A 9862-nucleotide genomic window follows, 5' to 3' on the forward strand; every position below is an offset into this window, starting at 1 on the left:
TTGTAATTAAGCATTGTATAGAATAGTGATGCTTATAAGTGTGATATTGGTCGAGTTTGGCGTTGTTTTGAATTGTGGGTCTGTAGGAAGTGATGAGGTGTGAAAGTTTTAAGAATAATGCGTTGCGTTTACAGACTACCTGCAGGTTGAGTGCTTTGTCTATTCGGCCGATCTGCTTTAGTATCATCATGTTAAAACTCACAGTCTGCTTGAAAGCGCATACGCTCTTTACTGTAAGGATGGTCCAACTCCAGCATCTCGGCATGCAAATGCAGTCGATTCGCTTTCTCGCCATACAAGCCGTCGCCAACCATTGCCATGTTCAGCCCCATGTGATGTGCGCTATGCACTCGAAGCTGGTGGGTGCGCCCTGTTTTTGGGTACATGTAAACCCTGCTGCGTCCGTCTTTTACATCAATCAACTGCCAGAAAGTGTCGGCGGGTTTACCGTGCTCAAAGCACACAAGCTGGCGTGGGCGGTCTTCTGGATCGCCACGCATTGGCAGTGAGATCTCACCCTCAGGCTCACTTAAGGTCCCTTCGAGCAGCGCCATATAACGCTTTTGTACGCCCCGAGTGATGAACTGCTTTTGCAAGCTCTTGTTCGCACGTTTGGTTAAAGCAAACACCAAAATCCCCGAAGTCGCCATATCTAGGCGGTGAATCACAAATGGCCCTTCGACATTCGGGAACATGGCTTGAAGACGTGAGTAGGCTGAATCTTTGATGGTTTTACCCGGAACGGAAAGCAGTCCTGATGGCTTGTTGACGACCACCATAGCTTCGTCTTGGAAAAGAACTTCTAACTCTTTATCTTCTGCCCAATTCTCTGCTAATGGGTTTGGCTCGACATCTAAGCCTTGCAGCATGTGCCCCAAAATGGGTTGGCATTTGCTGTTACACGATGGGTAAAACTTTTGGTGTTGTCGTACTTCCGACTTTGGCGATATGCCCCACCAAAACTCTGCCAATGCAAGTGGTTGATAGCCGTGTTTGTATGCGAATTGAAGCAGTTTCGGCGCTGCACACTCACCGGACCCAGCAGGTGGCACAGGGTTAGTAGTGGGCGCAAATATGTCCACCAAATCGCGCTCTACGTTGTGGTTATCCAAGAAGCGGTACTGTTTATGCAACTTGTGTTGTAGGGCGTTAGATAAGTCTTTGCGCTGCTCTTTGAGCTCTGTCAGTTTTTGCTCTAGCTCGGCTAAGCGCGTTTCTTTGGTCGTCAGTTTTTCGTCCCAAGCTTGTTTGAGGTATTTGAGTGCATTCTTCTCAGCGACGCTCTGTTTACCTAAACCATCCAGTAGCGCTTTTAGAGCTTCTGGACTTAGCTTTTGTTCGCCTTGCTTTCGTTGCTGTTTACGTTTTGCACGATTCGCAATCATGCCTTGGCGGTGGGTATGTTCTTCTTGCTGATAAGTTTCGCGGTCAGCTTTGAGCTCTGCTTTTAGTTGTGTCAGTTCGGGGTTGGCAGCAAAGGCTTTGTATTTCGCATTCAAGACGTTAATGGCGTCTGTCTCGGAACGAAAGAACCCTTCTTCGGTCAGCATGTCGAAAACAGGGGGAACAAAACCTGGCAGTAAGTTTTGATCGTCAATCTTGCCAGAGAAAGCACTGAAATAGCCAAGTTCACCTTGTGGGCTACGCACCAATAACACACCGAACATCTTACCGCGTCCATTTCGCTTATCCTCAAGGCCGAAATCGTGTTCGAAGTCAGTTTGTGTCATCAAGTGTTGCTGCAATTGTTCAGCAGCCAACACACACAATGGGTGAGGGGTGTAGTAGAACGGAAATGTAAACTGCGTTGGCAACTCGTAGTCAGAAATGTCCGCAGTGAATCGAGTAAAGCATTGTTCAGGCGAGTGCATGAGATTGAGTCCGTGCGAAATAAAAATCGAGCGCGGATTGTACCTATTTTTTTCGTGATTGCTATCTTGAGCCTAGCTTACCGTGTTCAATTTAGCTTGAGATTCACTCAATATTCTGTAACTTATTGAGTCTATATTTTGCAGTTTGCTTTCATTCGCTGAGTGATCTGAGCTGCGTCATTTTGAGTTTAAATCATGCCACAAGCTAATATCAAATTCATTGCCACCGATATGGATGGTACCTTACTTGATCAAGACGGTCGTTTAGACCCTGAGTTCTTTGAACTGTTTTTGCAGCTAGAAGAGAAGGGTATATTGTTCTCTGCCGCATCGGGTCGCCAGTATTACAGTCTGCGCGAGACGTTTGCACCAATCCAAGATCGTATGATTTACGTGGCGGAAAACGGTACCTTGGTGATGCATCAAGATAAAGAGCTGTACAGCTGCACCATTGCAAAATCTGAAATTGATGAAATTATAAAAGCGGCTCGCGCGTTAGAAGGAACACACCTTGTATTGTGCGGTAAGCGTTCTGCGTATATCGAAACCCAAGATCCTAAAGCGTTGGAAGAGTTCCAGAAGTACTACTACCGTTGTGAATACGTTTCAGATTTGCTGACTGTAGACGATGAATTTATCAAGGTCGCGATTTGCCATTTTGATGGCTCTGAAGAGTTTGTGTATCCGACGATGAAAGCGAAGTTTGATGACTCGCATCAAGTTGTGGTGAGTGCGAAAATTTGGCTGGATATCATGAACGCAGAAGCGTCAAAAGGGGCGGCAATTAAACACCTTCAAGCAACCATGGGGTTTGGTCCTGAAGAGACCATGTCTTTCGGTGATTATCTGAATGATCTAGAAATGCTGCAAGTGAGTGAGCACTCTTACGCGATGGAAAATGCGCACGAGGCAGTGAAGAAAATCGCTCGTTTTTCAGCACCAAGCAACCGTGAGTCTGGTGTGATGAAAGTGATCAAAGAGAAAGTGCTTTAATACGGCCAATCGAAAGACCGACACGAACAAGCCCCGCTACTTCATAAGCGGGGCTTGTTCGTGTCTATGCTTATATCCGGTATAGCAAAGTTAGCGGTAACATTGGATTGATGGATGGTCAGCGAACGTATTTTGCTGTTGCAGTGACAAGCCAGTGTTGCAGTTTACCATCAGGGTTTTCTACCCACAGGTCGTTATGGTAACGATAAATACGGCCGTTGACGGTTAATGCTAGCGTGTTGTCACCGGTTTGCTCCATGCGAATAAACTGATCAGAAGTCACCAAAAACGGTTCCAAATCATCTGTGCTTGCACCTTTGTACACGACAAAGTAACCAAACATGTTACCCGCGTCAGGGTCTGTAGAATGAATGCGGTGACCAACCAGCGTGTAGTTGTCGTTGAGTGCTTCTTCGAGAGTTTGCGCCCCCACTGTTTCGTGAGGTGGAATAAACACCCAAGCTAGGACACCTATCGCAATCAATAGCAGCAATAGTACCGCTCGCATGAAGTTTTTCATCATGGTTATCCGTCTAACGTTGGAATTTCATTTATACGTTTTCTTATCCGCTAAATTGATCAGGAAGTCAATGTTGTTAGAGCGCGAAAAGCCACTCATGTGCATGAGTGGCTTTGGTAAACAAAGACATCGAACTGTTCAATTTAATGCACTTTATGTTTTATCACTAGCAAACACCGGGCATTAAGTGCCAAGCAAATAAAAATTAGGCAAATAAGTGCTTCGCATGGAAGTTTAAGTGATCCGCGATAAAGCTCGAAATAAAGAAATAGCTGTGGTCATAACCCGGTTGCATGCGCAGTTCAACTTCAGAATCATGAGTATTTGCAGCGGCCAGTAACACTTCAGGTTTCAATTGCTCTGCAAGGAAACTGTCTGCGTCACCCTGGTCGACTAAAATCGGCAATGGTGAGCGGCTTTTCTTAAGTAATTCGCTTGCATCGTATTGTTTCCAGCTTTCAATATCAGTACCTAGGTAAGCGGTAAACGCTTTTTGCCCCCAAGGACATTGGATTGGGTTACTGATTGGGCTGAACGCAGAAATTGAGCGGTACTGATCTGAGTTTTTCAAACCTATGGTGATCGCACCGTGGCCACCCATGCTGTGACCCGAAATTGACTTCACGTCAGAGACTGGGAAGTTACTTTCAATGATTGCAGGCAGCTCTTGGGTGATGTAATCGTACATGTGGTAGTGACGCGACCAAGGTTCTTGAGTGGCGTTTAGGTAGAAACCTGCACCTTTACCCAGATCGTAGTTTTCATCATCTGCAACATCGTCACCACGTGGGCTGGTATCCGGTGCCACAATGGCAATTCCCAATTCGGCTGCCATACGGAACGCGCCGGCTTTCTGCATGAAGTTTTCATCTGTACATGTTAAGCCTGACAACCAGTAAACCACAGGTACTGGGTTTGATTTCGTTGCGTTAGGTGGCAAGAAGATCGCAAAGCGCATGTTGCAGTTCAAAACTCGAGACTCGTGAGTGTATTGTTTATGCCAACCACCGAATACTTTGGCTTGGCTTAGGCTTTCAATGGTCATGGGTAATCTCTCAATAAAACAATGCTTAATTAAAATAGTGCTTAATCAAAACAGTGAGTATTTAAAATAAGGTTTTTAATGGTGGACAAAACCGTTAAAGATAGTGAATGGCTCTCTCCACCGAGGACAAGTGTCCAAGAGAGGAGAGAGCCGATTTCAAATATTAGTCACATTATGTGAGTGGTTATCTTGGCTTATTTATCCATGTGAAGAACAGTACGGATAGATTCACCTTTGTGCATCAATTCGAACGCTTCGTTCACATCGTCCAGACCCATGGTGTGAGTAATGAACTCTTGAAGACCAAACTCACCCGCCATGTAACGGTTTACGATTTCTGGAAGCTCAGAGCGGCCTTTAACACCACCGAATGCAGAACCACGCCATACACGACCAGTTACTAGTTGGAACGGACGAGTCGAGATCTCTTGACCTGCACCCGCAACACCGATGATGACAGATTCGCCCCAACCTTTGTGACAACATTCAAGTGCTTGACGCATCACGTTGACGTTACCGATACATTCGAAAGAGTAATCAACACCACCGTCTGTCATCTCAACAATTACGTCTTGGATTGGCTTATCGAATTTCATTGGGTTCACGCAGTCAGTCGCGCCAAGTTGTTTCGCTAGCTCGAATTTGCTCTCGTTGATATCCACACCGATGATTTTGCTTGCACCAGCCATGCGAGCACCGATGATTGCAGAGAGACCGATACCACCTAGGCCGAATACAGCAACGGTGTCGCCTTTTTCAACTTTCGCTGTGTTCAGTACCGCACCCATACCCGTTGTCACGCCACAACCTAGAAGACAAACTTCTTCAAGAGGAGCTTCTTTAGCCACTTTCGCGAGTGAAATTTCTGGAAGTACTGTGTACTCAGAGAAAGTAGAGCACCCCATGTAGTGGAAGATTGGCTCACCATTAATAGAGAAACGGCTCGTGCCATCAGGCATTAGGCCTCTACCTTGCGTTTCACGAACCGCCTGACAAAGGTTAGTTTTACCAGACTTACAGAACTTACACTCACCACACTCAGCGGTGTAAAGTGGAATCACGTGGTCACCAACTTCAACGCTGGTTACGCCTTCGCCAACCATCTCAACGATACCGCCGCCTTCATGCCCAAGGATAGAAGGGAAGATGCCCTCTGGATCGTCACCTGAAAGAGTGAATGCGTCAGTGTGACAAACACCAGTAGCAACGATACGAACAAGTACTTCACCAGCCTTTGGCAGTTCAACGTCAACCGTTTCACGTTTTAGTGGCTCGCCCGCTTTCCAAGCAACCATTGCTTTGGATTGGATATGAGTTTGACCAGGTTTGATTTCGATAGTCATTGGAGCTTCCTTTATATTCTCAATACATAGAGTGACAGCAAAAGCGAAGATGAGAGGCTCTCTCTGCGCTGCGTCGTTTTGTTGATGCCCATTTTAGCTGTTTCACTAAAAATGATAATCCAGTAAATTTGAAAATAATCTTTACGTATTTGTAATAATAGCTGAATGAAACAATTCTTTATTCGACCTTAAATACTGGCATTGAATTGAGCTACCTGATGCATATTAGTCAATGACTGAAGTGACTGCTTGAAAATTTTGATGTTTTATTAGGTAATTGACGAGGTCATTATAAGTTGTCCATTTCGACAGCTATCCTTTAAACAGGTTTTCTCTGCATTTAACTTTGTGTGAGAATACCTTGATATAGAACTCCACAGGAACCACATTCATGGCGAATTGGGAAGGCGTGAGCGAATTTGTCGCGGTCGCAGAAACCAACAGCTTCACAGGTGCAGCGAACAAACTCAAAACGTCGGTGGCTCAAATCAGCCGTCGCGTATCAGCGTTGGAAGAACGTTTAGCTGTAAAATTACTGCATCGCACCACGCGAAAAGTCTCATTGACCGAGGCGGGGCAGCTTTATTACCAGCAATGTAAACATCTTGTTGAAGGCTTAGAGCTGGCGGAGTTAGCGGTAACACAAATGCAAGCAGAGCCAAAAGGGATACTTAAAGTGACTGCGCCCGTGACTTATGGTGAAATCAACCTTTCGCCTTTGTTACATCAGTTTATTGAGAAGTATCCGCAGGTGAATCTGGATTTGAATCTGACCAACCAAAAGCTCGATTTGATTGAGCAAGGCGTCGATGTTGCCATTCGTTTGGGACGTTTACAGGACTCGAGTTTGATCGCCAAGCGTCTCTCTTCTCGTCAGTTGTACGTCTGTGCTAGCCCTGCTTATTTGGAGCGCTCTGGTGAGCCGCATACCTTGTCTGAGTTGAGCCATCATCAATGTTTGGTGGGTACTGCGGATTACTGGCACTTTAAAGAGCAAAAACGTGAGAAGTCTCTGCGCGTTTCTGGCCGAATTAAATGTAACAGCGGCTTTGCGTTAGTCGATGCGGCAAAACGCGGTTTAGGCTTGGTTCAGCTTCCCGATTACTACGTGCAGGAAGCGTTGGATAACGGTGATCTGGTAGAGGTCTTAACTGATTATCGCGACGATCGTGAAGGTATTTGGGCACTGTATCCGCAAAACCGAAACCTGTCGCCAAAAGTGCGCTTACTGATTGATTTTTTGGCTGAAAACATGAGCTGAGAGACAGGTTAAATAAGCCAAGCGGCCATAAGCAACTTGGCGTTTTTCCTTAGCTCACTCTTACTTACTCAGATTGGTATTACTAACTTGGACTGGTATTACTAACTTGGACTGGTATTACTGCTCGTTTAGTTCCGCATCTTGTCGCTTGATCACCTTGTGGCCATCTTCCGACACACCTTGCTTCCAGTAACTGCTGATGTAGATATTCTCGCGGTCTACATCCTTTTCGTTGCGGAAGTACTGACGCAGTGCACGCATTGAGTCGAATTCACAAGCACACCAAATGGCGGCTTCACCTTGCAGCCATTCAAGCTCACGAACTTTGTCTGCGAGAGGCTGCTTGGTAACCCAATGGAGCTCTATGCCTGCTGGTGCTTTGAGGGGTTGAATATCGGCCTCAGAGATCACGCTGATCACAGCGTAGCCTTTTGCGTCTGTTGGTAGAGTTCGAATTTTTGCTGATAAAGCAGGCAGTGCCGTCATGTCCGCTGCCATAAAGAACCAATCTGCTTCAGTGTTCAGGTTTGAAATGTTACCAGGACCCGCGATATGGATGACATCGCCTTCTTTGGCTGCCATTGCCCAGCGCGCTGCAAAACCACATTGGAGATCTCTAGTGATATGACGTACGAAGTCGATTTCAATTGTGCACGCTTGAGGATCGAAACGACGAATGGTGTAAGTACGCATCACAGGACGCTCTTCCTCAGCGAGACCTTGGATATCAGTGCCCCCAACTTCGTTAAACAGCAACTTAACATAGCTGCCTTCGCAATCGAGCGGAAATTGGCTGAGCGCTTCGCCTTTAAGAGTAATACGCTGCATGTTCGGCGTGATGGTTTGTGTTTTTATGATCACGAGACTTTTAGGTTGTGGCTTCTTTTTCATTTTAGTTTTGACCTTGTGATTTTTTGATAACTATTCTCTTTCGCATTAAGACTAACAGCATCTCAACAAGGCAGATAGTACCTTTATCTAAATTTACACTCAGTTCTTAAAAGTGGTGATTTATTTTAGATACTCATTTCTCGAATGGATACTCAGTGGTAGCGCATTCACAATGTTGGTGATGGATGCGCCTAAAGAGGAGGGTTAACTTCGATTTCGTAGCCGTTCAATTTGATGTGACTCGAAAGAGTCAGTCGGGTATGAATACGGTCCACATAAAATGCTGGAAAGCAGTCTGCAATATGACAAATCTGTTATTTATTCTCACCTTCTAAATAATTACATCCTGCTAATTTTTCCACGTTGCTGCCCGGTTCGCGAGCAGCGGGTTGATAGTTTAAGGATGAATGATGAAATCATACGTAACCCTTCCTCTGATGAGCTTGAGCGCAATGACTGTGCTGAGCTCTTTTAATGTTAGTGCTCACGGCTGGGTCGAGTTTCCAAGTGCGCGTCAAAATACCTGTTATTTAGATGGTGGCTTTTGGACCAATGAAATTCCAAACCTAGCATGTCAGGCGGCTTATGATGAGTCGGGCGCTTACCCTTTCGTACAACGCAGTGAGATTGCTGCAAACGTGCCAAACTACCGCGATATGGCGCACGTAAAAGCAATTGTGCCTGACGGCGAGCTTTGTTCTGCTGGTGATACTGCTAAGAAAGGTTTGAATATTCCCTCGTCAAATTGGCAACGCACCGACCTGACGCCGGATGAAAATAATCAAATCGAATTAGTGTTCTTTGGTAAAGCGCCGCATAACCCTTCTTACTGGGAATTCTACCTTTCGAAACCCAGTTACGATGATACGCAGCCGCTGACTTGGGACGATTTAGAACTGATCGATACCGCGGGTGACGTGTATGTGGATACAGAAAAACGCTATCGTATGCAGGTGACTTTCCCAGCTGACCGTTCGGGTAATGCGATTCTTTACACTCGTTGGCAGCGAATCGATGTGGCAGGTGAGGGTTTCTACAACTGCAGTGACATTACGCTAAACGGCAGCGGCACTGTACCCCCAACTGATCCCGTTGATCCCACAGATCCAGAAAACAACCTGACTCCTCTTGGCTATTTTGTGGCACAGGGTTTCGGTCCAGTTGAAGCTGGTGATACGGTACGTTTCCGTACTTTTAGTGCAACAGGCTCCGAGCTCGTTGATCTGTCACTGCCAATCACTGCCACCAATGCCACGACGTGGTCAGCGGAGCTGGCCGATCAGTTTAACTCACAGCAAACCGGCGATTGGTACGTGGGTATTTGGCATGAAGCGATGAAGCACTATATGTTCGATACCGATAATATCTACGCGAACCAAGTATTGGCGCCGAATGCCAACTTTAGCTACGCGTTATCATTGATTAAAGGTGATACTCAGCCACCGGTTGATCCAACTAACCTGTGGAGCAAAGACGCGGTTTACAATCAAGGTTATGTTGTGACACACAATGGTCGTGAGTGGACAGCGCAATGGTGGACTCGTGGTGAAGAGCCAGGAACCACAGGAGAATGGGGCGTTTGGCGTTAAGCTTTAACTGCTCTACGCAGACAAAACCCTTCTCGCTTGAGAAGGGTTGCTTGTTTTCATCGATAGATCTTGATCGTCTCAGCGCCGCCAAGGCTGCCAATTCATCGTGGCATGATCCGCCAATTTGAGCATCGGAATATCCTCGCGCGTATCGCCATAAGCATAAATGGTCTCATATTGGTTTACGCAATAGGCCGCTTTGATTCGCTCGACTTTCCTTTCCAAACTGCAATCGCCGCTCTGGTAGAAGCCACTGAGACGTTTGTTTTCGCTCAGTAACTCGCTGCACAGTAATTGGTACCCATGGGTATTACACCAAGGTATTAGATAAGCGTTAAGTGATGCTGAA

Annotated in this window: 9 protein-coding genes; 3 read left to right on the plus strand and 6 right to left on the minus strand. The window is 46.1% G+C overall.

Annotation, left to right across the window (positions count from 1 at the left end; translation table 11 throughout):
* Positions 1 to 191 precede the first annotated feature (191 nt).
* Positions 192 to 1871 (minus strand): RluA family pseudouridine synthase, encoded by a 1680-nt coding sequence (locus AND4_RS06865; RefSeq protein ID WP_009842216.1) that lies wholly within the window; start codon positions 1869 to 1871, stop codon positions 192 to 194.
* Positions 1872 to 2066: 195 nt separating this feature from the next.
* Between AND4_RS06865 and AND4_RS06870 the strand changes: the two genes are divergently transcribed.
* Positions 2067 to 2864 carry a Cof-type HAD-IIB family hydrolase gene (locus tag AND4_RS06870; RefSeq protein ID WP_009842217.1) on the plus strand — a complete coding sequence of 266 codons (798 nt, stop codon included), beginning with the start codon at positions 2067 to 2069 and terminating at the stop codon, positions 2862 to 2864.
* Between the two features lie 118 nt (positions 2865 to 2982).
* Here AND4_RS06870 and AND4_RS06875 read toward each other — a convergent pair whose 3' ends face one another.
* From AND4_RS06875 to AND4_RS06885, 3 genes are all read right to left on the minus strand, one after another.
* Positions 2983 to 3387, minus strand: a complete 405-nt coding sequence (locus AND4_RS06875) for a hypothetical protein (protein ID WP_043991514.1) — start codon at positions 3385 to 3387, stop codon at positions 2983 to 2985.
* A 202-nt stretch (positions 3388 to 3589) separates the two neighbouring features.
* Entirely contained in the window at positions 3590 to 4429 is an 840-nt protein-coding gene (fghA, locus tag AND4_RS06880) for an S-formylglutathione hydrolase (protein WP_009842219.1), read from the minus strand.
* 194 nt (positions 4430 to 4623) lie between these two features.
* Positions 4624 to 5772 carry an S-(hydroxymethyl)glutathione dehydrogenase/class III alcohol dehydrogenase gene (locus AND4_RS06885; RefSeq protein WP_009842220.1) on the minus strand — a complete coding sequence of 383 codons (1149 nt, stop codon included), beginning with the start codon at positions 5770 to 5772 and terminating at the stop codon, positions 4624 to 4626.
* 391 nt (positions 5773 to 6163) lie between these two features.
* Here AND4_RS06885 and AND4_RS06890 point away from each other — a divergent pair, with 391 nt between their 5' ends.
* The gene (locus AND4_RS06890; RefSeq protein ID WP_009842221.1) at positions 6164 to 7033 is read left to right on the plus strand and encodes a LysR family transcriptional regulator; all 870 of its coding nucleotides are present in this window, start codon (positions 6164 to 6166) and stop codon (positions 7031 to 7033) included.
* Between the two features lie 117 nt (positions 7034 to 7150).
* Here AND4_RS06890 and AND4_RS06895 read toward each other — a convergent pair whose 3' ends face one another.
* On the minus strand, positions 7151 to 7924 hold the full coding sequence (locus AND4_RS06895) for a siderophore-interacting protein (protein ID WP_009842222.1): 774 nt from the start codon (positions 7922 to 7924) through the stop codon (positions 7151 to 7153).
* Positions 7925 to 8334: 410 nt separating this feature from the next.
* Between AND4_RS06895 and AND4_RS06900 the strand changes: the two genes are divergently transcribed.
* Positions 8335 to 9513, plus strand: a complete 1179-nt coding sequence (locus AND4_RS06900; RefSeq protein ID WP_009842223.1) for a lytic polysaccharide monooxygenase — start codon at positions 8335 to 8337, stop codon at positions 9511 to 9513.
* Positions 9514 to 9591: 78 nt separating this feature from the next.
* Here the strand turns inward: AND4_RS06900 and AND4_RS19455 are convergent.
* Positions 9592 to 9862, minus strand: a 271-nt coding sequence (locus tag AND4_RS19455) for a haloacid dehalogenase-like hydrolase (protein WP_009842224.1), incomplete at its 5' end; no start/stop codon positions are given.

It is taken from the genome of Vibrio sp. AND4 (assembly GCF_000171815.1).
In the GTDB taxonomy this organism is placed as follows: Bacteria; Pseudomonadota; Gammaproteobacteria; order Enterobacterales; family Vibrionaceae; genus Vibrio.